Annotated in this window: 23 protein-coding genes; 9 read left to right on the forward strand and 14 right to left on the reverse strand. The window is 60.4% G+C overall.

The annotated features are described in order from the left end of the window. The first annotated feature begins 56 nt into the window (after positions 1-56). Together KIK84_RS06380 and KIK84_RS16905 are read left to right on the forward strand one after the other, a co-directional pair. Positions 57-1,163: a porin gene (locus KIK84_RS06380; protein WP_214122192.1), complete on the forward strand. Its 1,107-nt coding sequence runs from the start codon at positions 57-59 to the stop codon at positions 1,161-1,163. 152 nt (positions 1,164-1,315) lie between these two features. Next, positions 1,316-2,887 (forward strand): methyl-accepting chemotaxis protein, encoded by a 1,572-nt coding sequence (locus tag KIK84_RS16905; protein ID WP_349815910.1) that lies wholly within the window; start codon positions 1,316-1,318, stop codon positions 2,885-2,887. Here the strand turns inward: KIK84_RS16905 and aceK are convergent. The 4 genes from aceK to rodA are packed head-to-tail and all read right to left on the reverse strand — an operon-like array spanning position 2,868 to position 8,613. Next, positions 2,868-4,718 carry a bifunctional isocitrate dehydrogenase kinase/phosphatase gene (gene aceK / locus KIK84_RS06390; RefSeq protein WP_214122193.1) on the reverse strand — a complete coding sequence of 617 codons (1,851 nt, stop codon included), beginning with the start codon at positions 4,716-4,718 and terminating at the stop codon, positions 2,868-2,870. The two genes, KIK84_RS16905 and aceK, sit on opposite strands and share 20 nt — an antisense overlap. Before the next feature lie 18 nt (positions 4,719-4,736). Beyond that, a complete protein-coding gene (can, locus tag KIK84_RS06395) occupies positions 4,737-5,402 on the reverse strand; it encodes a carbonate dehydratase (RefSeq protein ID WP_214122194.1) in 666 nt (221 codons plus the stop codon). 18 nt (positions 5,403-5,420) lie between these two features. Further along, complete coding sequence (locus KIK84_RS16910; protein ID WP_214122195.1) at positions 5,421-7,445, reverse strand: LTA synthase family protein; 2,025 nt, start codon at positions 7,443-7,445, stop codon at positions 5,421-5,423. A gap of 13 nt (positions 7,446-7,458) precedes the next feature. After that, positions 7,459-8,613, reverse strand: coding sequence for a rod shape-determining protein RodA (gene rodA, locus KIK84_RS06405; RefSeq protein WP_214122196.1), 1,155 nt, complete (start codon positions 8,611-8,613; stop codon positions 7,459-7,461). 25 nt (positions 8,614-8,638) lie between these two features. On the opposite strand from rodA, the gene KIK84_RS06410 reads away from it, so the two are divergent. From KIK84_RS06410 to ruvC, 7 genes are all read left to right on the forward strand, one after another. Next, positions 8,639-9,244 (forward strand): YqiA/YcfP family alpha/beta fold hydrolase, encoded by a 606-nt coding sequence (locus KIK84_RS06410; RefSeq protein ID WP_214122197.1) that lies wholly within the window; start codon positions 8,639-8,641, stop codon positions 9,242-9,244. 76 nt (positions 9,245-9,320) lie between these two features. Continuing rightward, positions 9,321-11,393, forward strand: coding sequence for a ribonuclease catalytic domain-containing protein (locus KIK84_RS06415; RefSeq protein WP_214122198.1), 2,073 nt, complete (start codon positions 9,321-9,323; stop codon positions 11,391-11,393). 2 nt (positions 11,394-11,395) lie between these two features. Beyond that, positions 11,396-12,250: an energy transducer TonB gene (locus KIK84_RS06420; RefSeq protein ID WP_214122341.1), complete on the forward strand. Its 855-nt coding sequence runs from the start codon at positions 11,396-11,398 to the stop codon at positions 12,248-12,250. After that, a complete protein-coding gene (gene mtgA / locus KIK84_RS06425) occupies positions 12,247-12,984 on the forward strand; it encodes a monofunctional biosynthetic peptidoglycan transglycosylase (RefSeq protein WP_214122199.1) in 738 nt (245 codons plus the stop codon). The genes KIK84_RS06420 and mtgA overlap by 4 nt, the downstream gene beginning before the upstream one ends. Before the next feature lie 46 nt (positions 12,985-13,030). Further along, positions 13,031-13,642: a lysophospholipid acyltransferase family protein gene (locus KIK84_RS06430; protein WP_214122200.1), complete on the forward strand. Its 612-nt coding sequence runs from the start codon at positions 13,031-13,033 to the stop codon at positions 13,640-13,642. Positions 13,643-13,654: 12 nt separating this feature from the next. Next, positions 13,655-14,644, forward strand: a complete 990-nt coding sequence (locus KIK84_RS06435) for a phosphatidate cytidylyltransferase (protein WP_214122201.1) — start codon at positions 13,655-13,657, stop codon at positions 14,642-14,644. A gap of 3 nt (positions 14,645-14,647) precedes the next feature. Beyond that, positions 14,648-15,196: a crossover junction endodeoxyribonuclease RuvC gene (gene ruvC / locus KIK84_RS06440; RefSeq protein ID WP_214122202.1), complete on the forward strand. Its 549-nt coding sequence runs from the start codon at positions 14,648-14,650 to the stop codon at positions 15,194-15,196. Between the two features lie 15 nt (positions 15,197-15,211). On the opposite strand, the gene KIK84_RS06445 is transcribed toward ruvC, so the two are convergent. The 10 genes from KIK84_RS06445 to KIK84_RS06490 form a co-directional block, all read right to left on the reverse strand. Beyond that, on the reverse strand, positions 15,212-15,904 hold the full coding sequence (locus KIK84_RS06445; RefSeq protein ID WP_214122203.1) for a hypothetical protein: 693 nt from the start codon (positions 15,902-15,904) through the stop codon (positions 15,212-15,214). A 188-nt stretch (positions 15,905-16,092) separates the two neighbouring features. Next, the gene (lpxC, locus tag KIK84_RS06450; protein WP_214122204.1) at positions 16,093-17,016 is read right to left on the reverse strand and encodes a UDP-3-O-acyl-N-acetylglucosamine deacetylase; all 924 of its coding nucleotides are present in this window, start codon (positions 17,014-17,016) and stop codon (positions 16,093-16,095) included. A 36-nt stretch (positions 17,017-17,052) separates the two neighbouring features. Then, entirely contained in the window at positions 17,053-18,297 is a 1,245-nt protein-coding gene (gene ftsZ, locus KIK84_RS06455) for a cell division protein FtsZ (RefSeq protein ID WP_214122205.1), read from the reverse strand. Positions 18,298-18,414: 117 nt separating this feature from the next. Next, positions 18,415-19,644 carry a cell division protein FtsA gene (ftsA, locus tag KIK84_RS06460; RefSeq protein ID WP_214122206.1) on the reverse strand — a complete coding sequence of 410 codons (1,230 nt, stop codon included), beginning with the start codon at positions 19,642-19,644 and terminating at the stop codon, positions 18,415-18,417. Positions 19,645-19,656: 12 nt separating this feature from the next. Beyond that, positions 19,657-20,439 carry a cell division protein FtsQ/DivIB gene (locus KIK84_RS06465; RefSeq protein ID WP_214122207.1) on the reverse strand — a complete coding sequence of 261 codons (783 nt, stop codon included), beginning with the start codon at positions 20,437-20,439 and terminating at the stop codon, positions 19,657-19,659. Then, positions 20,436-21,422 carry a D-alanine--D-alanine ligase gene (locus KIK84_RS06470; RefSeq protein ID WP_214122208.1) on the reverse strand — a complete coding sequence of 329 codons (987 nt, stop codon included), beginning with the start codon at positions 21,420-21,422 and terminating at the stop codon, positions 20,436-20,438. Before KIK84_RS06470 ends, KIK84_RS06465 begins: the two co-directional genes overlap by 4 nt. Next, on the reverse strand, positions 21,419-22,870 hold the full coding sequence (gene murC, locus KIK84_RS06475; protein ID WP_214122209.1) for a UDP-N-acetylmuramate--L-alanine ligase: 1,452 nt from the start codon (positions 22,868-22,870) through the stop codon (positions 21,419-21,421). Before murC ends, KIK84_RS06470 begins: the two co-directional genes overlap by 4 nt. Then, positions 22,867-23,991 (reverse strand): undecaprenyldiphospho-muramoylpentapeptide beta-N-acetylglucosaminyltransferase, encoded by a 1,125-nt coding sequence (murG, locus tag KIK84_RS06480; protein ID WP_214122210.1) that lies wholly within the window; start codon positions 23,989-23,991, stop codon positions 22,867-22,869. The genes murC and murG overlap by 4 nt, the downstream gene beginning before the upstream one ends. Further along, entirely contained in the window at positions 23,988-25,238 is a 1,251-nt protein-coding gene (gene ftsW / locus KIK84_RS06485; RefSeq protein WP_214122211.1) for a putative lipid II flippase FtsW, read from the reverse strand. The genes murG and ftsW overlap by 4 nt, the downstream gene beginning before the upstream one ends. Then, the gene (locus tag KIK84_RS06490; RefSeq protein WP_214122212.1) at positions 25,235-26,767 is read right to left on the reverse strand and encodes a Mur ligase family protein; all 1,533 of its coding nucleotides are present in this window, start codon (positions 26,765-26,767) and stop codon (positions 25,235-25,237) included. Before KIK84_RS06490 ends, ftsW begins: the two co-directional genes overlap by 4 nt.

Below are 26,767 nucleotides of genomic sequence, written 5' to 3' on the forward strand. Positions count from 1 at the left end.
ACATTCAATGGATGTATCGCACATAGTATCAATAAAACCGAACGAGGACGACAACTATGTTTCGCAAAAAATATGCCATTACGACTTCATTGCTTTTATCAGCAAGTGGCGCACAAGCCGACATGAGTCTATTGGACGAAAAAGCCATTTTGTATGGATTTCTAGCCACATCACCTCAATATGAAAATATTGACTCGCCAGTTAAGAACAAATCATCGAGCCGAACCCGGTTGGTTGACCAGAGTTCACGCATCGGCTTTAAGGGCGAAAGCAATATTGACGAAAACACCCAAGCCTTCTGGCGCGCCGAATACCGTGTGCGCGTGGGCTCCAACAGCGCCAATGGAACCAATGATGCCTCTTCAGGCTTATCCAGCAGACCCATTTATCTTGGTGTGAAAGGTAATTATGGGAAGGTTCAGGCGGGGAAATTTTACGATGTGTACGACGATTGGTTTCCCGAAGGTATGAAAAACATTGAAGAAACATCCGGTGGTATCGGGCAATTTGTACACCGAGGAGCGGGCCAACCAACCAGTGTCGTGGCGTATATCTCCCCAGTTATTAAAGGATTCAAAATAACCGCAGACTACGATTTCGGATCTGACACAACAACGGCCAATGCGCACGGCGTTGCCGCCACCCTCTCATACAAATATGAAAACATCAATATAGGCTACCAGTACAAACAAAACACCAACTCATCCACAAGCACCGCAGATTATTCCACCAGCAATTTATCCAATTCAAATAGCTTCACAGCCCAACTAATTGGCGGAAATATAGAAATCATCAAAGATTTGGATATAGGAATAGCGATAGAGAAGACAACGGTCAATGGAACGACAACCCAGGTCGGCTACGGTGTTGGATTCACTTACACGTGGGGAAAATACAGTGTGCATGCCACCTACGGCTTGCTAGACGATTCCCAAATCGGTTCGGCAACTCAACAAGAAACCGGTGCTCGAGGCGCCAATCTCGGCATGACCTACAAGGTGAACAAAAATCTGGAATGGTTGAGCGGAATTGGCTACGTCTTAAATGAAGCCAACGCATCGCTAGGGACGAATACCGCGAAAAGTTTGGCTCCAGATGGCAGCACCACATTGACTGGAACCAAAGTCACAACATTTTCAGTCGGTGCCAGATACACCTTTTAAGTGACAGATTCGGGGGCGATCCTAATGAGTCGCCCCCGTCTTGCCTTGCTGCAAAAGCAGCAACTGGCTGGCAGACCAACGCCGCTATGGCGTCAATGAAGCAGACACCGAGGCAGAAGGTCAAAAAAAACGAAAAACCGTAAATAGCTGTAATAGCGACTACAGCCACATCGGCAACGGTTGCAGCCCACTCTCGTGTCGGCGTTCGTTTGGGTGCAGGCTTTGCACTGCTATTGGTACTGGTCTTGGCAATGGGGGTGTATGCCCTTGATCGGGTAGCCCGCATACACGACAGCGTGCAATCATTCGCCACCGACTGGCTTCCCAGCACCCAGCAGTTGGCAGGCATCAACGAGGCACTCAACCAAATGCGGCGTGGCGAGTTGCAGATGATGCTGGGCGGTGATGCGCAGTCTATGCAAGATGAGTCTGCCCGCATTGCCAAACAATGGGAGCAAATCCCGCCCTTGCTCAAATCCTATGGGCAAACACTGTCGCCATCAGAGCGCATCCCTTTTGACGATCTGCAAGCGGCTATACAAGCCTACAAAGTGAGCCAACCGCGCTTAATGGATTTGCTCAAGCAAGGCAAAGCCGACGAGGCACGGGCATTCATCCGCGGGGATTCGCGCAAAGCATTTCGTGCTACGACCGATGCCATGGCCCAATTAACCCAAGCCAACACACAAGGTGCTGCACAAGCCACACGACAAGCGGATCTGGACTACAGCGCCGTCATCTGGGGCATGGGATTGCTGCTTGCGGTGGCGTTGGCCTTGGGGGCTGTTGTTGCATGGTTGCTCACGCGCTCACTGACCACACCCTTGGCCCACGCAGCTACCACGGCAGACCGCATTGCCAATGGTGATTTGTGCAACCGCGTCCAGTCCGACAGACGCGATGAATTGGGCGATCTTTTGCGTGCATTGGCACGCATGCAAAATGCCTTAAATGCCTCAGTCTCTAGGGTGCGCATGGGCGCAGACGCCGTGGCCACTGCGGCCCAAGAAGTGTCTGCGGGTGGGCACGATTTATCGATTCGCAACGAACAAGCCGCAGCCAATATCGAACAAACATCCGCCGCCATGCAACAAGTGGCCGATACAGTGCGCAGCAGTTCAGAGTCTGCGCAGCAAGCCCATCACTTGGCCCATACCGCAACCGAAGTAGCCACGCTGGGTGGCGCCGTGGTCAATCGCGTGGTGGCAACCATGACCGGCATTCAACATTCGTCACGCAAGATTGGCGACATCATTGGCGTGATCGATGGCATTGCCTTCCAGACCAATATCTTGGCACTCAATGCTGCGGTGGAAGCCGCTCGCGCAGGCGAGCAAGGACGTGGCTTTGCGGTAGTGGCCACCGAAGTGCGCACACTGGCTCAGCGGTCTGCGCAAGCGGCACGTGAAATCAGAACCCTGATTGCCAGTTCGGTAGAGCAAGTGGAACAAGGCGGTCAACTGGTGGACGAAGCGGGCAGCACCATGGCGCAGGTGGTGGCATCGGTGCACAACGTGCAAACGCTGATTGGCGAGATAGCTGCAGCCATCCAAGCGCAGACCCAAAGCGTGAGTGAAGTCAACTTGGCCATTGTGCAAATGGACAGCATGACGCAGCAAAACGCTGCCTTGGTAGAACAGTCCGCCGCCGCGGCCGAATCCTTGAAAGCCCAAGCAGGCGGACTCCTAACCGCCGTGGGCAAGTTCAAGTTGCTGTCAGCCTGAAACCACCCCCAAAGACTCCGCGGCTAAACCGCCGTTCCCGCTCGTACGGGAATACGTCCATCACGTGCCCGGCGACGATGCGTTCTTTGTGCGCTTGCCAAAATGCCGGGTCTAGCAAGTCGGCGTGGTGGCGCATGAACACATCGCGCACGGCAGTGTTTCCCAGCAGGAACGGGGCGAAGGTTTCGGGAAACACGTCTTTGGGGCCTACGCTGTACCAAATCTCGCCGGACATTTCATCTTCCTCGTTGCGCGGTGCGGGCACGCGGCGGAAGTGGCAATCGGTCAGGTATTCGATTTCGTCGTAGTCGTAAAACACCACCTTGCCGTGGCGCGTCATGCCGAAGTTTTTCCACAGCATGTCGCCGGGGAAGATGTTGGCAGCCACTAGGTCTTTGATGGCGTTGCCATAGTCCACCACCGTCCGCTCGATCTGCTCGCGGGCACGTTGGGCGGCAGCGCTGGTGTCTGCCGCGTTGGTACCACCCGCATCAAACGCTTCTTGCAGGTAGATGTTGAGCGGGATCATGCGCCGCTCGATGTACAAATGCTTGAGGATGACCTCCAAGTTGCCATCGCCATCGCGGTCGCTGACCTCGATCTGGCTCGGGGCGAATTGCTGGATTTCGGCAATCAATTCATCACTGAACCGTTCACGCGGAAAAGCCACGTTGCTGTACTCCAATGTGTCGGCCATACGGCCCACGCGGTCATGCTGCTTGACCAGCAGGTACTTGCCCTTGATCTGCTCGCGCGTAGTGTCCTTTTGCGGTGGAAAGTAGTCTTTGATGAGCTTGAATACATAGGGAAAGCTGGGCAAATCGAACACCAGCATGACCATGCCCTTGATGCCGGGAGCGATGCGAAACCGGTCGGTGCTGTGCCGCAAGTGCATGAGGAAATCGCGGTAGAACAGTGTCTTGCCCTGCTTGGCCAGCCCCAGTGCGTTGTAGATTTCGTTGCGCGGTTTGCGCGGCATGAGGCTGCGCAAGAACTGCACGTAGGCACTGGGGATTTCCATGTCCACCATGAAGTAGGCCCGCGCAAAACTGAACAGCATCAGCAAATCGTCTTCGCCAAAAAGTACCGCATCGATGTACAGCTTGCCCTGCTCGTTGTGCAGAATGGGCAAGGCAAAGCCATGCTCATAAAAGCCGTTGATCACCTTGCCCACCATGTAACACCCTTTGTTGCGCAGAAACAGGCCCGACAGCACCTGGATTTGGAAGTTGGCGCGCAGCTTGGTGTCGCGCAGCAAGCCGGCTACCCCCTGCGTGACGTACTGGGCATCGCGCTCTAGGTCGTCAAAGGGCACGCGCAAATCGAAGTCACGCACCATCTGTCGCACCGTCTGCTGCATGCTGTCGCGGCTGGGGTAGTAGGAGCGGTAGCTGGGTTGGTTGCGCGACTCGTCGATCTGGATGTATTCCGTGCTGACCGCTGGGCGCACAAAGATGAAGTCATTCTGGAAATAGCTGCGGTGCAGGATTTTGGTGGTGACCGAATTGAAAAAGGTCTCCGCCAACTCGGGCTGGTGGTGATCTACCAAGAGGCCAATGTAGTGCAGCTTGACTTGCTGCCACACGTCCATGCCTTGACTCCCAGCCTTGAACTCGCGCTCCAAGCGCAGGCTGCATTCTTTGACGCGCAGGTCGTAAAACTCAATGCGCTCGCGCTGGGCGCGCTGCTGGCCGTGCCAGTCTTGCACCTCAAAGCGGTGCTTGGCCCGTGCGGATTCGGTGCGAAACAGTTGGTAGTGACGGTTAAAGCCATCCATCATGGCCTTGGCAATGTCATAGGCCAGCAACGAATCCAGACGGGCTGGGAACATGGTGCAAATCTCCCCGGCTTATTGGGGCTGGCGTGGCATCAGGCGCACGCCCGACAAAGCCTCCCCGTAAATGGATACCAAATCATCATTGCCGTTGACGGTGATGTGCAAGTCTTGCAGCAAACCGTCACTGACACCATACACCCAGCCGTGCAAAGTGACGTCTTGCCCCTTGCCCCACGCATCCTGCACCACGGTACTTTGGGCGACATTGACTACCTGCTCGATGACGTTGAGCTCACACAGCGCCGCAGAACGGGAAAACTCGGGCAAGGCATCTAATATGTCGCGGTGGCGGTCGCGCACGTCTTGGATGTGGCGCAACCAGTTGTCGGCCAGCCCAATGCGGGCACCATCGAGCGCGGCCTTGACGCCCGCGCAGCCGTAGTGGCCCACCACCATGATGTGGCTGACCTTGAGGTGCTCCACCGCGAACTGGATGGTGGAGAGGGCATTCAAATCCGAGTGCACCACCACATTGGCCACATTGCGGTGCACGAACACTTCACCCGGGGCCAAACCCGTGATTTCGTTGGCGGGCACGCGGCTGTCGGAGCAACCAATCCACATGTACTGGGGACGCTGTTGATTGGCCAAACCGGTGAAAAAACCGGGGCGTTGGCGCTCCATCTCGGCAGCCCACGCGCGGTTGTTGGTAAAAAGTTCTTCGAGTTGTTTGCTCATGCAGTAGCGTTTTCAGTGTTATTTGCGTTGTTGCAGTCCATAGCGGATATTCCAGTCCAGCAGCCCAATGCGGGCGCGCTCTTGGGCATCGTCTTGGGGGTTGAAGACACAGCCAGGCACATCACCAGCCTGCTTGGAAGAGGTGCAGACAAAAGAGCCGGGATTTCCCAGCTGCCAAGCGCCTTGTGCGTTGCGAGCCTCAGCGGTGTAAAACAAGGTGCGCGGTGCATCCATGGGTGATGCGCTGGGCTGCGCCAACAGATTGCGCCCGCTTTGCACATACCCCGCATCCACCCCAAGCAATGGAAAGAGTGTGGGGAACATGTCGCGGTGGCTGGCTGGCAAGTGCTGCTGCGTACCGCACTGCAGGTTTTTGCCCCAAATGACGAAGGGCACTTGGCGAATCAGGTAACGGCGTGAGGCCTCGGCATAGACGCCAAAAGAGCGCACATTGTGATCGCCCGTGCCCGCCATGATGGTGTTATCCCACCAAGGGCTTGCACGCAGCCACTGCACGAAGCCGCCCAACAAATCAGCCGCATAGCGGTAAGTATCCAAGTTGGGCACCAGGGTATCGGCAGAGGTCTCGCCTTTCCACTGCGACATGTCCAGCTTGGGTGGGGTGTAGTTCTCTGGCAAATCGTAGGGTGGGTGGTTGGTTACCGATAGCACAAAGACCATGAGTGGCTTATCCCCTGGTTTGGGGGGCTGTGCCAGGCGCTGTTGCAAGTATTTGAAGATGTACTCATCCCACACCCCCCACAAACCAACGTTCGCTTCGGGGTAGAGCGCACGCAAGTTGTTGGCATCGATGACTTCGTCAAAGCCCTGGGTATGGAGCACGCGGTTCAAGTCCCGCCAACCAGAGCGCCCCGACGTCAGAAACAGGGTGTGGTAACCCGCTTTTTGCGCGGCCACGGCAATGCTGCTGGGCAGTGGCTTGCGTCCGGCATCGCCCAAGGTAAGCGGGGTAATGGGACTGGAGAACAAAATCGCCTCCAACGACGGGTGAGTACCCGGCTGCGCTGAATCGAAGTTGTCAAAGTGGCAAGCATCCTTGAGTGTGGGCACCATGCGCCCCAGCACATCAAAGCGCGGGGACTGGTAGAGCATGGGCTCTGCACTCCACGACTCCATGAGGAAAAAAATCAAATTCTTTTTGGCCGCGCCTGCTGGCAAAGCCGGGTGCTGGTAAAGCGCGGCCTGCACCGCAGCATCGCTGTCAGCAGGCAAACCCAAAACCTTGGCTGCTTCTTGCGCGGACTGGTAACCCATGGCGCGCAAGCCTAGCAATGGGTCAGCCAACTGCTGCGACTGGCGGCGACTGTCCCATGCGTACTTGAGGGCGATAGAGCCATTGGGCACCATGTCGTTGAGGAACTGCGAGGTGGTCACCGTCAGGTGCTGCTTTTGCAGGGCCATTTCACGCACCGTGCCCTTGCCTGCAAACAGCAAGGCCACCAGCAACACCACAGACAAGGGCACCAGAACAAACCAGCGCGCCTTGTACAGCAGGGTTTCGATAGGGGCTTGCCGCACCAAACGGCCATGCAAAGCGATGCCAGCAGTGATCAGCAGCACGGTCCCTAGCAAGGTCATGGCAATAGGAAAGTCGCGCCAAATGGTGGCGAACACCGCGCCCGTGTCATCCTCAAACACACCAAAGACCAAGGAATCGATGGGCGTTTTATAAAACCCAAAGTAGTGCAAATTGATCACCGACAGCACCACCACCAAGCCAATCAACACCCCGCCCACGATACGGTAGATGCGCTCACTCACCCAAGGCCACACCAGCAGCAACACAAACACCAGAACAGCAGCCACCTTGAGGTCAAAGCGCACACCTTGCCATAACACTGCAGCCACATCGGGGCGAGAGGCACCAAAACCTTGTGGCCAGAAATGCATGAGCTGCACCCCACGCACCGCACTTTGCACCAACACCAAAGGCCCGATCAAAAGCCACGCACGCAACAATGCGCGCACCACGCCTCGCCCCAGCAAGGCCAACAGCCCTGCGATGGATTGCACTGCTTTCACGACGTCATCCTTTCTAACTCTGTACCAAGCGCTTGCTGTTGGCAATCGACATCAAAATGCCCAAGGCCAAGCCCAAAATCACCATGGCCGTACCACCGTAACTGATGAACGGCAGAGGCACGCCCACCACTGGCAAAATGCCACTGACCATGCCCATATTCACAAAAGCATAGGCAAAGAAAATGACAGAAACCGCCCCCGCCATCAGGCGAGAGAACAAGGTGGGCGCCTCCATGGCAATGTTGAGCCCACGCAAAATAAGCGCCATAAAAGCACCTATCAGTACCAGCACACCAATCAAGCCCAACTCCTCGGAGTAAGCCGCAAAAATAAAGTCCGTGGTGCGCTCAGGAATGAACTCCAAATGGGTTTGCGTACCCTTCATATAGCCCGCGCCTGTGATACCACCCGCACCAATGGCGATCATCCCTTGGATGATGTGAAACCCCTTGCCCAAAGGGTCACGCGTAGGGTCCAGCAAGGTACACACCCGTTGCTGCTGGTAATCGTGCAAGCCCGGCCAGTTCACGCCTTCGGCGCACAGCCGTGGCTCAAAAATCACCAGCAGGGCAATACCTATCACCCCCAAGACCACCGGCGGGATGACCAACTTCCAGCTCATACCGGCAAAGAAAATGACCGACACGCCCGCTGCCAGCACCAGCATGGCCGTGCCCAAATCAGGCTGTTTCATGATCAGGCCCACCGGGATAGCCAGCAACACGCCCGCCACCACAAAATCCAAGGCCCGCAACTGACCCTCGCGTTTTTGGAACCACCACGCCAACATCAAAGGCATGGCCAGCTTCATGATCTCGCTGGGCTGGATCACCACCCCCACATTGACCCAGCGTTTGGCCCCCTTTTTGGTAATACCAAAAATAGCCACCGCTATCAGCAAAGCCACCCCCACGGTGTAAAGCGGCACCGCAATATTCATGAGGCGCTGTGGCGGTATCTGGGCGACCACAAACATGATGGAACCGGCAATCAACATATTGCGCGCGTGGTCGGTAAAACGCGAACCATTGTCATAGCCCGACGAGTACATGATGAGCAAGCCCAGACAACACAAAATGAACACGATGAAGGCCAAGGGCCCGTCAAAGCGACTCAATACAGGCTCTAAACGCTTGCGAAGGGGAATTTTTCCGAACTGGTGTGGCATGGGGGTGGATTATCCTTGCTCGCTTATGCCCACACCTGCCGTATTGCCCACCACCCACCTCCTCTACCTGCACGGCTTTCGCTCCTCGCCCCAGTCGTTCAAAGCGCGTCTCATGGCCGAGCACATGGCCCGTCACTACCCGCAGGTGCACTGGTGGTGCCCGCAGTTGCCGCCGTCACCTGCTGCAGCCATGCGGCTGGTGCTAGACGGCATAGCCCACTGGCCGCGCTCAAGCATGGCGGTCATGGGCTCGTCGCTGGGTGGGTTTTATGCCACCTATGTGGCCGAGCACACGTTCTGCCGCGCCGTGCTCATCAACCCCGCAGTGAACCCAGCACGTGACTTGGAGCGCTACATCGGCGAGCAAACCCAGTGGCATGCACCCGAGGAGTCGTTTTACTTTGCCCCCGAATACGTGGGCGAACTGCACGCCTTGACGCTGGGCGAGTTGACCCACCCTGAGCGCTACCTAGCCCTGCTGGCCAAAGGCGATGAGGTACTGGACTGGCGCGAAATGCACGTCCGCTACAGCGCCATGCCCCATGTATTGCAAGAAGGTGGCGACCATGCCCTGAGCAACTTTGCCGACTACCTGCCGCAGGTGCTGCGCCATCTAGGGCTTCAAGCCTGACCGACGCGCCAGCAGGGCTGCACGCAGGGGAGTTATGGGGATAGCGGACAATACGCCCCTTATCTGAAGAGCCCCTATGTTTGTATTGTTCGACGATGCTGGCAAATTTTTGGCCGGCCGCATTCTTTCCGAGGCCGATGCCTCTGCGCAGGTGGAGCTGGACTCTGGCAAGCGCGTCAAGGTCAAAGCCGCCAACCAGTTGCTGCGCTTTGAAAAGCCCGAGCCCGCCGCATTCTTGGCAGCGGCGCACACCGTGGCCGCTAGCATTGAGCTGGACTTGGCGTGGGAATTCGCCCCCGAAGACGAGTTTGGCTTTGCCGACTTGGCGCGCGAATACTTTTCGGCCAACGCCACGCTGACAGAACAAGCCGGTGCCCTCTTGCGTCTGTACGAAGCGCCGCATTATTTCCGCCGCGCTGGCAAAGGACGCTTTCGCAAAGCCCCCGCCGAAATCATCCAGCAGGCGCTGGCAGCCATCGAGAAAAAACGCCTGCAGGCCGAGCAAATCGCCCAATGGGCGGCCGACTTGGCGCAGGGCCAGTGCCCGCCCTCAGTGCGCGAGCAGTTGTACAAAATTCTGTTCAAACCGGACAAAAACGCACCTGAATACAAGGCCGTGGTGGAAGCCAGCCGCAGCAGCCAGCAGGCCCCACTGGCCCTGCTGCAAAAGGCAGGGGCCATTGCCTCCCCCTACGAGTTCCACTGGAAGCGCTTTGTGCTGGAGTATTTCCCCAAAGGCACGGGCTTTCCTGCGGTGCAGGCACCGGACATCACCGATGCGCTGCCAGTCGCCCCTGTGCAAGCGTTCTCCATCGACGATTCGCAAACCACCGAGATTGACGATGCCCTGTCGCTGCAAGGCTTGGGCACTGGCACGGTAACGCTGGGCATCCACATTGCAGCGCCCGGCTTGGCCGTGCAGCCCGGCAGTGCCGTGGACGTACTGGGTCGCGCCCGCCTGTCCACCGTGTACATGCCCGGCTACAAAGTCACCATGCTGCCCGACGACGTAGTGCAACGCTACACGCTGCTAGAGGGGCGCGACTGCCCGGCCGTGTCGCTCTACGTGACGCTGGACGAAGCCACACTGACCATCCAAGGCCACGAAACCAAGCTGGAGCGGGTGCCCATCGCCCACAACCTGCGCCACGACCAGATAGACCACATCGTGACGGGGGATTGGCTGCAAGACGCCAGCGTGCAGCACGACAACACGCCGACTGAACTGCAGACCCTGCGCCCCGCACTGACCTTTTTGCACCGCTTGGCGCAAGACCTCAAGGCCAAGCGCGAAGTCGTGCGTGGCAAGCCAGAGACCTTCAACCGTCCAGACTACAACTTCCGCTTGGTCGGCAACGACGGCGCTGAACCCGTGGGTGACGAAACCGTACACATCAGCGTGCGCCAGCGTGGCGCACCGCTGGACTTGATCGTGGCCGAAGCCATGATTTTGGCCAACAGCACCTGGGGCAGTTGGATGGCTGAACTGGGTGTGCCCGCCATCTACCGCAGTCAAGCCAGCATGACCCCCGGCGTGAAAGTGCGCATGGGCACCAAGGCCCTGCCGCATGCGGGTATTGGCGTAAAAAGCTATGCGTGGAGCACCTCCCCGCTGCGCCGCTACACCGACTTGGTGAACCAGTGGCAAATCATCGCCTGCGCGCGCCACGGCAAGACCGCCGCGCTGGCTGTCCCCTTCAAACCCAAGGATGCGGAGCTGTTTGGCATCATTTCCGCATTCGACACAGCGTACTCGGCCTACAACGGTTACCAAGCTGGCATGGAGCGCTTCTGGACGCTGCGCTACGTGCAGCAACATGGCCTGACCGAGCTGGTAGCCGCCGTCATGAAGGACAACCTGGCCCGCGCTCAAGACATCCCGCTGGTACTGCCCGTGCTGGGCGCGCAAGGCTTGCCACGCGGCGCTCTGATTCGCGTCAAGCTGGGAGAGCCCGACCTGATTGCCTTGGACATCCACGGCACGCTGCTGGAGCGCTTGGACAGCCCTGTTGGCAACGCAAGCCCAGCCGACGAAGAAAACGACGAGGACGAAGCAGCCGCCGGACCGCTAACGATTGCCGTGGATGTGACGGAGAACAACACCGACACCGAGCCCCCCCCCTCCGGCGGCGATAATCCCCCCCTGTGAAACTGGCATCGCTTACCACCTTGCATTGGACTTTGGGCGCCTCCGTGCTGCTGCACGGGGCGTTGCTCACCGTCCGTTTGGTAGATCCAGAGGCTTTTAACCGCGTGTTTGAAGACCAGCCACTGGAAGTGATTCTGGTCAATGCCAGCACCAAAAACGCCCCCACCAAAGCGCAAGCCATCGCCCAAGCCCATATTGCGGGAGGGGGCGAGCAAGAAACGGGGCGCGCCAGCAGCCCCCTGCCGCCATCGGCCATGACGCAGTGGGCCAACGACAGCGAAGACGATCAGCGCCAGCAGATAGAAAACCTGCAACAGCAACAGCAGCGCTTGCTCACGCAAGTCAAAGCCCAAATTGCCGCGCTGTCCCAGCCCATCAATCCGCAGGCCAACCAGCAAGACCAAGTGGAGCGAGAAGAGCGGCGCAAGCAGCTCATCAAACTGCTGGCGGAGATTGAACGCCGTATCAACATGGAAAACGCCCGCCCCAAGCGCCAATTCATTGGCCCGTCGGTGCAGCAAGCCGTCTACGCGCTCTACTACGACCGTCTGCGCCGGGCCATTGAGACCAAAGGCACCGACAACTTTCCGACGCAAAACGGGCAAAAAATTTACGGCGATCTGACCATGATCGTCACGATTAACCATAACGGCAAGGTGCTCGATACCGAAGTGGTGCAAAGCTCTGGCAACAAAGCCTTGGATCGCCAAGCCCAAGCGATTGCGCATGAGGCAGGCCCCTTTGGTCGCTTCAGCTCCGAGATGCGCCGTCAAGCAGAACAACTTGCCGTCGTTGCCCACTTCAACTTCACCCGCGACTCTGCGCTGCAAGCCACCGTTTCCAGTTCAGGCCAATGAAGTCTTTTGCCCGCTGGCTGGTCGTCTGTGCACTGGCCTTTGTACTGCTGCAATTGTTTTTTGTGCTGCGCATTGCGGCCATGGCGTGGATCGCACCGCAGTCCACCGCATTCCAGCGCTCGGAAATTTGGCGCATCGCCAGTGAAAACCATCGGCTGCCCTGGGATCAAGAATGGGTGCCCTACGAACAAATATCCCCCCACCTGAAGCGGGCTGTGATTGCCTCGGAAGACGATGCTTTCGCCAGTCACGATGGCGTGGACTGGGACGCCCTGCAAAAAGCCCGTGAGCGCAATGCCAAAGCCGAAGCCCGTGCGGAGCAGCGCGCCATCCAAAGCAAAGATGGCAAACCACCCAAGCCACCCAAAATCATCGGCGGCTCCACCATCACCCAGCAGTTGGCGAAAAACCTCCTGCTCAGTGGTGAGCGCACCCTTATTCGCAAAGGCCAAGAACTGGTGCTGACCCTCTTGCTGGAACACTTGCTGGACAAGCGCCGCATTCTGGAGATTTACCTCAACAACGTGGAGTGGGGTGAAGGCGTATTTGGCGCGCAAGCTGCCGCCCAGCACTACTACCGCAAACCGGCCGCCAAACTCAACGCCTACGAAGCGGCGCGCTTGGCGGTGATGCTGCCACGGCCACGGTACTTCGAGAAAAACCTAGGCTCTGCCTACCTGAGCAACCGCGCCAGCGTCATCGTGGCGCGCATGCCCGACGCCGAGCTGCCCTGAACCAGCGCGCATCCAGATCGTTGCCGCGCCTCGCTATCATGCGTCCATGCTTGCCAAACTGATGGAAATTTTCCTGCTCAATCTGGTGCGCTTTCTCACCGGATCGCAGGCCCGCTGGCACGGCTGCCCGCCCAAGGCCGAGCAGCGCATTTACTTTGCCAACCACCAAAGCCACGCCGATTTGGTGCTCATATGGGCGGCTCTGCCCAAGGAGCTGCGGCGCAGCACCCGCGCCATTGCCGCACGCGACTATTGGACGCGCAGCCCCTTCAAGCAATGGCTGACCAGCCAAGTGTTCAACGTGGTCTATGTCTCGCGTGATCGCACAGCCGATGAAGACCCACTCGAACCCTTGGCGGAAGCCTTGTCGCAAGGGGACTCCATCATTTTGTTTCCCGAAGGCACACGGGGTCACACAGGGGAGCCACAGCCGTTCAAAGCGGGTTTGTACAACTTGGCCCTGCGCTTTCCCAACGCGGTGCTGGTGCCCACTTGGATTCACAACGTGCAGCACATGCTACCCAAAGGCGAAGTGGTGCCCGTGCCCGTGCTGTGCTCGGTGACGTTTGGCACCCCCATTGCCGTGCAAGACGGTGAAGAATGCAAACCTTTTTTGCAGCGTGCGCGCGAAGCGGTGCTGGCCCTGCGTGACCTGTAACCCCCTGCCCTGATGTACTACTACCTCAAGCTCCTCTCACCCACGGAACAAATTGGTGTCATGTTCCAGGTAATTTTTGGCATGCTGCTGCTGGCCACCGTATTGGTGTTTTTCGCCTCTACCCGCGAACACGCCGACCCCAAGCAGGCCGAGCGCTACCACGCTGACATGAAAGGCCTGTGGGCCACGCTGCGTACCAGCTGGTTCATGGCCGCCGTGTTTTGGATCAGCTGGATGAGCAACCCCATCTTCACCTTGGTGCTGTTTGCGTTGGTGTCGCTGTTTTCGCTGCGCGAATTCCTCACCCTATCGCCCACGCGCCGGGGCGACCACCGCAGCTTGGTGATGGCTTTTTTTGTACTGCTGCCTGCGCAGTACTGGCTGATTGGCTTGGGCTACTACGACTTGTTTGCCGTGTTCATCCCGGTCTATGGCTTTCTGGCCCTGCCCGTGCTGAGCGCTTTGGCCAACGACCCGCAGCGCTTTTTGGAGCGCAGCGCCAAGCTGCAATGGGGCGTCATGGTGTGCATATACGGCATGAGTCATGTCCCCGCCATCTTGCTGCTCAAATTCCCGGGCTACGAAGGACGCAACGCGTTCTTGATGCTGTTCTTGGTGCTGGTGGTGCAAACCTGCATGCTGGCCCAGCACCTGGCGGCACGCTGGTTGCACCGCCTGCCTGTCGCGCCCGCCATCAGCCAGAGCTTTCACTGGCATAGCTGGTGGATTGGCATGCTGGTGGCCAGCGTTCTGGGGGCGGCACTGGCGGGCATCACGCCCTGGGTGCCCGGTACAGCGTTTGCGTTTTCCTTCATCGCCTGCTTGGCGGGCTCCATGGGACACTTGGTCATGAAAGCCATCAAACGTGACCGTGGCATCCCCAGTTGGGGCAGCTATGGACGCGCCAGCACCGGTGCGGGCGGCCTGCTCGACCGCATGGATGGACTGTGCTTTGCTGCGCCCGTGTTCTACCACTCCATTCGCTGGTACTTCGGTATTTAAGGCATGCGCATTCTTGGCATTGACCCCGGCTTGCGCACCACCGGCTTTGGCGTGGTGGATGTGGATGGCCCACGCGTGGGCTACATCGCCAGCGGCGTGATCAGCACCCAAGCCACCGACACCCGCGCCCTGCCCGAGCGGCTCAAAATCTTGTTCGATGGCATTGGCGAAGTGGTGCAGCGCTATCAGCCGGACTGCGCTTCGGTGGAAATTGTGTTCGTCAACGTCAACCCGCAATCGACCCTGCTGCTGGGGCAGGCGCGGGGCGCCTTGCTCACCGCCTTGGTGGCCAACGGTCTACCCGTGCACGAATACACCGCCTTGCAAATGAAGCAAGCCGTGGCAGGCCATGGCCGAGCGCACAAAACGCAGATTCAGGAAATGGTCAAACGCTTGCTGCAGTTACCGGGCCTGCCTGGGCCCGATGCGGCCGATGCACTGGGCATGGCCATTACCCACGCACACGCAGGCACCTCGATGGCCCGCATGGCCGCAGCCGACTCGATTATTGGCAATGGCCGCGTGTCCTACCGCGACGGGCGGAGACGCTAAGCCACTACGGTCTACTCACCACGGTCCCCAGGGGCCGCGACGGTGCCACCCCCAACCCGGACCTGGCCCCACAGGCCACACATAGACAGGCACGGCCACGCGCGGCACATAGACCGGCTCTTGCACCACCACGGTAGTGGCTGGTGCCACGGTAGTCACGGTTGTGGCAGTACTGGCTGCCGTCACGATGTCCACCGGAGTGGGTTCATAGTTCGACTCGTTCACAAACACCTCCAAGGTGTTGTTCACGGGGGCTTTGTTCACCTGCGCGCTGTACTGTTTACCACCATATTCGTAAGTGACTTGGTACGCCACTGTTTTGTATTCGGTGCGCATTTGGGTGCTGCAGCTTTGCACCTGCTGGGTTTGTGTATTGGAGGACTCCAAACTGTCACCCACCACGGCACCAGCTACCATGCCCGCTGCGGCCGTAGCACCCGATGCGGGGCCACGCGCTAGGCTACCGCCCAACACGGCACCGGCCACAGCGCCAACGGCCGCGCCCACACCGCTCTTGGGCTGCTGTACCGCTACAGTTTGGGTCGTACACACCTGCTGCGGCGTAGTCACCGCTTGCACCAAGGGTTGGCTAGCCACTACCTTGGCATAGTCTTGCAGCGCCCATGCAGGGGCAGACAGGGCTGCCAGTCCAGCCATGGCCAGACAGGCCATGCTGCTTGCTCGGGGGGTGAAAAAAGCCTTAGTCATTGCTCCATCCTTTCGAATCAGACCGCTGCCAAGCATAGCCACGCAGTTGGGAGTTGCCGCCTGCAAAGCGTGAACGCTGTGCAAAAGCCACTCCGATTTAGGAGACTGAGGAGAGCAGCGCGCTTAGCTAGAAAGACAACGCCAGCACAGCCAATTGGTTGACGCCGCAGCGCTGCACAGGCCGAAACTTACCAAGCTGGCGCGAGTTTGGCAAAGCCGCTGGGCGCAACCTTTTCGTCTTCAAAGGTGATGATGTCCCACGCTTCGGGGTGGGCTTGCAATTCACGCAACAACAAGTTGTTGAGCGCATGGCCCGAGCGGCGGGCACTGTAGGCGGCCAGCAGGGGGCGGCCAATGAGGTACAAGTCACCCATGGCGTCCAAAATCTTGTGCTTGACGAACTCGTCGTCGTAGCGCAAACCATCGGCATTGAGCACCTTGTAGTCGTCCATGACGATGGCATTGTCCAGACCACCACCCAAGGCCAAGCCGTTGGCACGCATCATTTCCACATCTTTGGTAAAGCCAAAAGTGCGGGCACGGGCAATGTCACGGGTGTAGTTGCCTGCGCTCAGGTCAAACTCCACACGCTGGCCGGTAGAGTCCACCGCCGGGTGCTTGAAATCGATCTCGAAACTGAGCTTGTAGCCGTGATAAGGCTCCAAGCGGGCCCACTTCTCGGCATCGCCACTGCCTTGACGCACTTCAATAGGCTTGTTCACCCGAATAAAGCGGCGCGGCGCGTTTTGCTGCTCAATGCCCGCACTTTGCAGCAAGAACACAAAAGAAGCCGCAGAGCCATCCAGAATGGGGATTTCCTCGGCCGTGATGTCCACGTACAGATTGTCCACCCCCAACCCGGCACAGGCCGACATGAGGTGTTCCACCGTCAGTACTTTGGCGTTGCCGCACGACAGCGTAGAGGCCAGACGGGTATCGGTCACCGCTTGCGCGCTGACCACGATATCCGGCGCTTGCGCCAGATCCACCCGGCGAAACACGATGCCCGTATCCGGCGCAGCGGGGCGCAGGGTCATTTCGACCCGTTGGCCGCTGTGCAGCCCCACGCCAACGGCGCGGGTGAGGGATTTGAGGGTTCGTTGTTTCAGCACGGGGCGAATCTTACGCAAAAACATAAAGACCTCGCTTTAGTCGGCCTGCTTGCGCAGGAAGGCAGGGATTTCGTAGTCATCCATGCCCCCGCTGGCCAGCGCGTCCACCTTGGCAGCGGCCGAGGTACGGTCGCTGGGGCGGCGCCACACGCTGGGCGTGCTCATGCTGCTGAAGTCGGTGCCCGCAGCGGCGCCCGTTGCAGCGGCGTTGGACACAGCGGCACCAGCGGCCACGGCGTTGAGGGTAGGAACTTGGAAGGGTACGTTGTCGGTGCCGGTGCGCAGCACTTGCAGCGGAGGCGCTGTGCGGCGGCCACCTTGTTGGCGGGTCAAGCCGGTTGCCACGACGGTGACGCGCAGGTTCTCGCCCAAGCTATCGTCATAAGCGGTACCGAAAATGACATGTGCTTCAGGGTGGGCAAACTCGCGGATGGTGTTCATTGCCAGTTGCGATTCCTTCAGTTTGAGGTTGCCACGCGCTGCGCTGATCAGCACCAGCACGCCCTTGGCTCCGCTCATGTCCACGCCTTCGAGCAGTGGGCAGGCCACAGCTTGTTCGGCAGCGATGCGGGCGCGGTCGGGGCCGCTGGCCAAGGCAGTGCCCATCATGGCCTTGCCGGGCTCGCTCATGACAGTGCGCACGTCTTCAAAGTCGACGTTCACCAGCGCTTCCACGTTGATGATTTCAGCAATACCGCCGACAGCGTTTTTCAGCACGTCGTTGGCTTGAGCAAAGGCTTCGTCTTGGGTGATGTCATCGCCCAGCACTTCCAAGAGCTTGTCGTTGAGCACCACGATCAGGGAGTCCACGTTTTGCTCCAGCTCGCCCAAACCACCGTCGGCGTTGGCCATGCGGCGGCCACCTTCAAAGTCAAACGGCTTGGTCACCACGCCCACGGTCAGGATGCCCATTTCGCGGGCTACCTTGGCAATCACAGGAGCTGCGCCGGTGCCGGTTCCACCGCCCATGCCAGCGGTGATGAACAGCATGTGCGCGCCTTCCAGCGCTGCGCGGATATCGGCCTCGGCTTGCTGGGCGGCGTCACGGCCCTTGTCAGGCTTGCTGCCAGCGCCCAAACCCGTCACACCCAGCTGGATGTGCTTGTGCGCGGAGCTGCGCACCAGCGCTTGCGCGTCGGTGTTGGCACAGATGAATTCCACGCCACTCACCCCGGTTTGGATCATGTGCTCAACAGCGTTGCCGCCACCGCCACCGACTCCAATCACCTTGATTTGAGTGCCTTGGTTGAACGTTTCCTCGTCGATCATTTCGATGGTCATTGTGTTTACTCCTGATTAGCTAAATAGGTCAAAAAGATTGCATTTCTTGCTTGTTTTAGGTCTTTCATGGCGGCGGACTTCCCCGTGCCAGTCGTATTCGGTTGCGATAGGCCATGGTCAAAAGCTCCTTACAAACCAGTCTTTGAAGGAGCCCAGCGCCGACTTCATGGGGCCCGCCTTTTGGGCCACCTTGAAGCCGCGCTGCCGGGTCCGGCGTGCCTCTTCAAGCAGGCCCATGACGGTGGCTGCACGCGGCTGGGCCACCATGTCATGCAAGGCGCTGCTGTATTTGGGAATGCCTCGGCGCACGGGCTTGAGGAAAATGTCCTCGCCCAGTTCCACCATGCCGGGCATGACGCAACTGCCACCCGTGAGCACAATGCCGCTGGAGAGCACTTCCTCGTAGCCGGATTCGCGGATGACCTGGGCCACCAGCGTGAAAATCTCTTCCACACGCGGCTCAATCACCCCGGCCAGCGCTTGGCGGCTGAGCATGCGCGGGCCGCGATCGCCCAAGCCGGGCACTTCCACCTGCACTTCGGGATCCACCAACAATTGCTTGGCGTGGCCGCTTTCGAGCTTGATTTCTTCCGCATCCTTGGTGGGCGTGCGCAGCGCCATGGCAATGTCGCTGGTGATGAGGTCACCCGCTATCGGAATGGCGGCCGTGTGGCGAATGGCCCCGCCGGTGTAGATGGCGATGTCGGTCGTGCCCGCGCCAATGTCCACCAGCGCCACGCCCAATTCGCGTTCGTCCTCGGTCAGCACCGCCAAGCTCGATGCATGGGAGTTGAGCATCAGTTGCTCCACTTCCAGCCCGCAGCGGCGCACGCACTTGACGATGTTTTCCGCTGCACTTTGCGCCCCGGTCACGATGTGCACCTTGGCTTCCAAGCGGATGCCGCTCATGCCAATGGGCTCTTTCACGTCCTGCCCATCGATGATGAATTCCTGTGGTTCCACCAGTAGCAAACGCTGGTCGGTGGAGATGTTGATGGCCTTGGCTGTTTCCACCACGCGGTTCACGTCGGCCTGGGTCACCTCGCGGTCTTTCACCGCCACCATGCCGCTGGAGTTGATGCCGCGGATGTGGCTGCCCGTGATGCCCGTCAGCACCCGGGTGATCTTGCAGTCGGCCATCAGCTCAGCCTCTTTGAGAGCCTGCTGGATGCTGGCCACGGTGGCGTCGATGTTGACCACCACGCCACGCTTGAGCCCTTGGGTGGGGGCCACACCCAGGCCCGCCAGCTTGAGCTCGCCGCCAGGCAAGACCTCGCCGACCACCGCCATCACCTTGGCGGTGCCAATGTCCAAACCGACTACCAAATCTTTGTACTCTTTTGCCATCTTGCTACCTGTCTACTTCTTGCGCGGGGTTGCATCGGCAGCCAACGTGGTGACGCCTTGCAGCTTCACCGCGTAGCCGTTCTCGTGACGCAAATCCGCTGATTCCAGCGCCTGCGGGGTGCGCCCATACCGGGCGGTCACCTGCGTCAAGGTATGGGTGAAGCGCTGCACGCGCTCCATCACTTCTTGCTGGGTGCCACGCCCCAGCTCCACCACCGCATTGCTTTCCAACTGCACGCGCCAACTGCCGCGCCCAGTCAACTCCAGCCCCGCCACCGGCAGATCCAAGCGCTGCATTTCGGGGGCAATCTGGCGGTACATGTCCAACACCAAGGCACTCTGCCCATCGGGGCCACTCAGGCTGGGCAGCTTGTCTTGTTCCACTTCGTCCACGTTGGCGTCAAACACTTCGCCATGGCTGTTGACCAACTGCTGCTCGCCCCAGTAGGCCACGGCCTGGTGCTCTTGCAACTCCACGCGCAGGCGGTTGGGAAACTCGCGCCGCACCACCGCTTGGCGTACCCAGGGCACGGCCTCGAATGCCTCGCGCACGCGCTGCAAATTGACCGTGAAAAACGTGCCCTGCACCCTAGGCGCTACGTTGGCGCGCAGGGTGACGGCGTTGTTGTGGTTGGTATCACCTTCCACGCTGATGCCCTGCAAGCGGAACAAGGGCAGCCCCACCACATAACGACCTGCCGCGACCACGCACAGGCCCGCAAACACCAGCACCAGCAAAGCGGCGGTGGCGTTCATCAGGCGCACGTCCATGGGCGTGGTCACGGCTTGGCTCATGCGCTGGCACCTCCTGCCGCGTTGTCGGTGCGGGCAGCAGCCAGCAGGTGCAGGCACAGTTGCTCGTAGCTCATGCCCGCAGCACGCGCTGCCATGGGCACCAGCGAGTGGCCCGTCATGCCCGGCGCGGTGTTGATTTCCAACAAATAGGGCTTGCGCGTGGTGGCGTCGATCATCACATCGGCCCGCGCCCAGCCGCGGCAGCCCAGCACGGCAAAGGCCTTGCGCACTTGCACGGCAATGGCTTCTTCCTCCCCTGCAGGCAAGCCTGCGGGGACGATGTACTGCGTGTCGTCGGTGAAATACTTGTTCTGGTAGTCGTAATTGCCTTGCGGGGCGCGGATCAAGATGGCTGGCAGGCTGACCAGCTGGCCGTCTTGCTCCAGCACCGGGCAGGTGATTTCGTCGCCCGCGATGAACTGCTCGCACAGCACCTCGGGGTCGTGCTGCGCGGCCAGCGCGTAGGCTTGCTCGCACTGGGCTGGGTCGGTCACTTTGGTCAGGCCAATGGTGGAGCCTTCGCGGGCGGGCTTGACGATCATGGGGGCCCCCAGTTCAGCCAGCGCGGCGCGCGTGTCGGCGGCGCTGTGCACCACCTTCCAGGCCGGAGTGGGCAATCCTTCAAAACGCCAAATGCGCTTGGTCATGACCTTGTCCATGGCAATGCTCGAGGCCATCACCCCCGAACCGGTGTAGGGCATGCCCATCAACTCCAGCGCACCTTGCACGGTGCCGTCTTCCCCGCCACGGCCATGCAGGGCGATGAAGCAGCGCGCAAAGCCCTGCTCCTTCAGGTTCCACAGGGGCTGCTCGGCCGGGTCAAAGGGGTGGGCGTCCACGCCTTGCGAGCGCAGGGCCGCCAGCACGCCGTTGCCGGACATGAGGGATACCTCGCGCTCGGCCGACGTACCGCCCAGCAACACCGCCACCTTGCCCAAGCTGGCTGGGTTGATGCTGCTGGTTTTTAAACTCAAATCGCTCATACAGCGCGTCCTTGCTGCTCAGGCAGCTCCTTTTTTTGTAGCAAATCCACTATTTTTGCGGGCACACCGCCAATCGATCCCGCGCCCATGCAGAGCAGCACATCGCCGTCTTGGCCGTGGGCAATGGCTTGGGCTGGCAGGTCGGCGATGTCGTCCACAAAATGCGGCTCCACCTTGCCTGCCACACGCAGGGCGCGCGCCAGGCTGCGGCCATCGGCCGCGACGATGGGCGCTTCGCCTGCTGCGTACACCTCGGTCAAGAGCACGGCATCGGCCACGCCCATGACCTTCACAAAATCTTCAAAACAATCGCGGGTGCGGGTGTAGCGGTGTGGTTGGAAAGCCAGCACCAAACGGCGACCGGGGAAGGCTCCACGCGCTGCGGCCAAGGTGGCGGCCATCTCCACCGGGTGGTGGCCGTAGTCGTCGATCACGGTCATCACCCCACCAAGGCTGCCATCGGCTTTGGGTGGCAAGGGCAAGTCGCCATAGCGCTGGAAGCGCCGCCCCACGCCCTTGAACTCGGCCAGGGCCTTCTGCACCGCCGCATCGGGGATGTTCAACTCCACGGCCACGGCAATGGCGGCCAAGGCGTTGCGCACGTTGTGCAAACCTGCCAGGTTGAGCACCACGTCCATGTCGGGCAGGGTTACCCCATTGCGCCGCTGCACGGTGAAGTGCATTTGCGCGCCCACAGCCCGCACGTTGGTGGCACGCACCTGTGCGCCCTCGTCCAAGCCGTAGCTGGTGATGGGGCAGGTCACGTCTTCGCAAATGGCGCGCACCGCCGGGTCGTCGGTGCACAAGATGGCCGTGCCGTAAAACGGCATGCGGTGCAGGAAATCGACAAAGGCCTTTTGCAGCTTGGCAAAGTCGTGCCCGTAGGTCTCCATGTGGTCGGCGTCGATGTTGGTCACCACCGCCATCACGGGCAGCAGGTTGAGGAAGGACGCATCGCTCTCGTCAGCTTCCACCACGATGTGGTCGCCCTGCCCCAAGCGGGCATTGGCACCGGCGCTGTTGAGGCGACCACCGATGACGAAAGTGGGATCAAGCCCGCCCTCGGCCAGCACGCTGGCCACCAAGCTGGTGGTGGTGGTTTTGCCGTGCGTGCCGGCAATGGCGATGCCTTGCTTCAAGCGCATCAGCTCGGCCAGCATGAGGGCGCGGGGCACGACCGGAATCTTTTTCTCACGGGCGCGTTGCACCTCGGGGTTGTCGGCCTTCACGGCGGTGGAAGTCACCACAGCGTCAGCGTCTTGCACATGCTCGGCGCTGTGGCCAATGCAGGTGCGAATGCCCATGCCGCCCAAGCGGCGCAAGGTGGCGCTGTCCGACAAATCGGAACCCGACACTTCGTAGCCCAGGTTGTGCAGCACCTCGGCAATGCCGCTCATGCCCGAGCCACCGATGCCGACGAAATGGATATGGCGTACCGCGTGCTTCATGCGGACCTCCGGGTGGAGGAATCTGTGGGGGCTGTGGGCGCTTTCGGGGTGGCAGCGCAGTCTTCGCAGGCTGCCACCAAGGCGTTAACGGCCTCTGTTTTTTGCATCTTTTTGGCCTCCAGCGCCCGTGCAATCAGCTGCGGGCGCTCTAATTTTTGTAGCAAATCTGCCAGCAACTCGGGCGTGAGCTCGCGCTGCGGCAGCAACCAGCCCGCTTTGGCATCGACCAGAAAGCGGGCGTTGTGGGTTTGGTGGTCGTCCACCGCGGCGGGAAATGGCACAAAGGCCGCAGCCACGCCGACGGCGGCCAGTTCCGTCACGGTGCTGGCTCCGGCGCGGCACAGCACCAAGTCGGCCTGCGCGAACGCACTGGCGGTGTCTTGGATGAACGGGGTCAGCGTGGCCTGCACGCCCGCTTTGGCGTAGTTGGCCTGTAACTCGTCGAACTGTTTTTCGCCTGCTTGGTGGGTCACCACCGGGCGCTTGTCGGGACTGATCAAGGCCAATGCCTGCGGCACGATGGTGTTGAGCGCCTTGGCACCCAAGCTACCGCCCACCACCAGCAGGTGCAGCGGCCCGCTGCGCCCTGCAAAGCGCTCGGCAGGCTCGGCCTGCTGCAAGAACGCTGCGCGCAGCGGATTGCCCACCCACTGCCCACCGGGTAAAACGTGGGGGAAGGCAGTGAACACGCGCCGGGCCAGCTTGGCCAGCCAGCGGTTGGCCGTGCCGGCAATGGAGTTTTGTTCGTGCAGCAGCAATGGCTTGCCCAAGAGCCACGCCATCAAGCCGCCCGGTGCGGTGATATAGCCACCAAAGCCCAGCACCACATCGGGCTGCACGCGGCGCATCACGCGGGCGGCCTGCCAGCAGGCGCGGCCCAAGGTGAAGGGCAAAGCCAACAGGGTGCGCAGGCCTTTGCCGCGCACACCGCCAAAGGCGATCAGCTCCAGCCCAATGCCGCTGTGCTGGGGCACGATGCGGCTTTCCATGCTGCCGGGCGTGCCCAGCCAGTGCACCTGCCAGCCCTGCGCTTGCAGGGCGTGGGCCACGGCCAAGCCGGGGAAGATGTGCCCGCCTGTGCCGCCGGCCATGATGAGTGCGGTTTTTTGACGCTGCGTCATAGTCGCACTCCATGCATGAGCTGGCGGTTTTCCAGATCGATGCGCATCACGATGGTGATGGCCACCAGATTGAGCAGCACGGCCGAGCCGCCATAGCTCATGAGCGGCAACGTCAGGCCCTTGGTGGGCAAAGCACCCAGATTCACGCCCATGTTGATAAAGGCCTGAAAGCCCATCCACATGCCCACGCCTTGCGCCACCAGCCCCGAGAACACGCGATCCATGGCGATGGCTTGGCGACCGATATGCATGATGCGGCGGGTCAGCCAGAAGAACAGCACGATGACGGTGAGCACGCCCAGCAAGCCAAATTCCTCGCCAATGACGGCCAGCAAAAAGTCGGTATGCGCCTCGGGTAACCAGTGCAGCTTTTCCACGCTGCCGCCCAAGCCCACGCCAAAAATCTCGCCCCGCCCAATGGCAATGAGCGCGTGCGTGAGCTGGTAGCCTTTGCCCAAGGAGAACTGCTCGTCCCACGGATTGAGGTAAGCAAAGATGCGCTCACGACGCCACGGGGACAGGGCGATCATGAGCGCGAAAGCCACTACCAAGATAGCGGCGATCAGGAAAAACATGCGGGCATTGACCCCGCCCAAAAACAAAATGCCCATGGCGATAACGGCAATCACCATGAAGGCCCCCATGTCAGGCTCGGCCAGCAGCAACAAACCGACAATGCCCACGGCCAAGGCCATGGGCGCCACGGCTTGGAAGAACTGCTCTTTGAGCTCCATCTTGCGCACCATGTAGCTACTGGCGTACAAAAGCACCCCCAGCTTGGCCAATTCGGACGGCTGGAAGTTCATCACCCCCAGACTGATCCAGCGCTTGGCCCCGTTCACGCCACGGCCAATGCCCAGCACGGCAATCAGCAGCACGATGGAGCCAACAAAGATCCACGGTGCCCACTGCTCCCAGCGTTCCATGGGCACTTGGTAGGCCAGCAAGCAGGCTACAAAAGCCACCCCAATGGACAGCACATGGCGCATGACGAAATGGGTGTGCGCGTAGTTGGAAAAGCGCGGGTTGTCAGGCATGGCGATGCTGGCCGAATAGACCATGACCACCCCCCACAGCAGCAAGGCCACGGTGACCCAGACCAGCGCTTGGTCAAATCCCAGCACGTGGGCGGGCTGGTAGGGGCCACTCGATGGACTGGCCCCCAAGCGCACAGGCAGCACTTCCTCGCGCTCTTGGCCCGAGCGTTTGCTCCACCAGTCCTGCAAGCTTGCGCGCAAACTGCTCATCCGTGCGCCTCCAAATCCTGGCCTTGGGCCAATGCCAGCTCGCGCACCGCCTCGACGAAAACCTCGGCACGGTGGGCGTAGTTGCGGAACATGTCCAAGCTGGCGCAGGCGGGCGACATCAGCACTGCATCGCCCGCATGGGCACGTTCGCTGGCTTGCTGCACAGCTTCTGGAAGCGATGCGCAGTGCTGCAGGGGCACGCCGGTATGGGCCAACGCCTGCTCCAGCAGCGGGGCGTCGCGGCCAATCAGCAGCACGGCGCGGACGTAGCGCGCCACCGGGTCGGCCAGCGGGGCGAAGTCTTGCCCCTTGCCGTCACCGCCCAATATGAGCACCAAGCGGCGATCCTGCCCCAAGCCCATGAGGGCGGCCACCGTGGCACCGACGTTGGTGCCTTTGCTGTCGTCCACGTACTCCACGTCGGCCACCACCCCCACGCTTTCCACGCGGTGGGGTTCGCCTTGGTACTCGCGCAGGCCAAACAAAATGGGGGCCAGCGACACGCCCGCTGCGGTACACAGGGCCAGCGCCGCCAGCGCATTGCTGGCGTTGTGGCGGCCCCGGATGCGCAGTGCATCGGCGGGCATCAGGCGCTGGACGTAAATTTCCTCTTCGTCCACCGCGTTGCGGCGTTTTTTCTGTGTTTCGTCGGCCTCGTGGGCGCGCACCAGCCAGACCATGCCGTTGACTTCTTCCAAGCCAAAGTCGCCAGGGCGGCGTGGCATGTCGGTGCCGAACGTCACATAGGGACGCGGCAACACACCCCGGGGCAGCTTGGCACCGGGGCGTGCATCGGCCGGGAGCATGTCCATGACCAACGGGTCTTCGCGGTTGAGCACCATCAGCCCTTGCTGGCCAAAAATGCGCGCCTTGGCCTGCGCATAGGCATCCATGCTGCCGTGCCAGTCCAAGTGGTCTTGCGTTACGTTGAGCACGGTGGCGGCGGTGGGCTCGAAGTCTTTCACCCCGTCGAGCTGGAAGCTGGACAACTCCAGCACCCACACCTGCGGCAAGGCATGCGCCACCAGCGCTTCGCGCAGGGTATCGAGCAAGCTCGGGCCGATGTTGCCTGCCACGGCCACCTGCATATCGGCCCAGCGCAGCAAATGGCCGGTGAGCGAAGTGGTGGTGGTTTTGCCGTTGGTACCAGTAATAGCCAGCACCTGGGGCGCGTAGCCTTGGCTTTGTTGCAAATCGCGCAGCGCGTGGGCGAACAAGTCCAGCTCGGTGCCCAACCACAAGCCCATGGCCTGTGCGGCTTGCCACACAGGTGCCACCTCGGCAGGCGACAGGCCGGGGCTCTTGAACACCGCGCGCACGCTGCTGCCTTCCACCAAACTGGCTGCCAACGGGCCTGCAACAAAAGCAGCGTTGGGCCACTCGGCGCGCAAGGTGGCCAACTGCGGTGGCTCGGCCCGGGTGTCGGCCACGGTGACCTGCGCGCCTTCTGCGGCGCACCAACGCGCCATGGCCAGGCCTGAAGCGCCCAAGCCCAGAATGAGTACGTGCTGGTCGGTGAAACGTCCCAT

Source organism: Curvibacter sp. CHRR-16 (assembly GCF_018474005.1).
GTDB lineage: Bacteria > Pseudomonadota > Gammaproteobacteria > Burkholderiales > Burkholderiaceae_C > Allorhodoferax.